The following is a 341-nucleotide window of genomic DNA, read 5'->3' as shown; positions in this document are numbered from 1 at the left end:
GACATCAGATTTACTCCCTTGACGGTCTCGTCTCTAATGACTAGAGTCGACTTCACTCGATGCTCTAAAGGCTAGAGCATAGACCTTGGGAGGAACAGACCATGCCGCAGACGTTCATCGTGGACCAGGCCGCGACTTTCCAGGCGGTTGCCTTCCTGGGCGCGGAGCCCCGGATTGAGTTCGGCACGCGGGACAAGCAGGAGACGACCAAGGACGGATCGCCCCTGGAAGCCCGTACGCACTCCGGTGGGCTTCCGAAGCGGTTCCACAACGATGCGTGTCGCAAGCGGGCTCTGCGTGCCTCTCAGCGGTCTACCGACCCTGTTGCCGGGCGTGCCGGT

Annotated in this window: 1 protein-coding gene; it reads left to right on the top strand. The window is 61.6% G+C overall.

Going from position 1 to position 341, the window contains the following annotated elements:
• Positions 1-101 precede the first annotated feature (101 nt).
• Positions 102-341 (top strand): hypothetical protein (locus E1182_RS31840; protein WP_207921593.1); only part of this gene is annotated, 240 nt, incomplete at its 3' end.

Source organism: Micromonospora sp. KC721 (genome assembly GCF_004348355.1).
Classification (GTDB): Bacteria; Actinomycetota; Actinomycetes; order Mycobacteriales; family Micromonosporaceae; genus Micromonospora.
The sequence above is the reverse complement of the archived record's forward strand: the minus strand, read 5'-3'. Positions and strand labels throughout refer to the sequence as shown.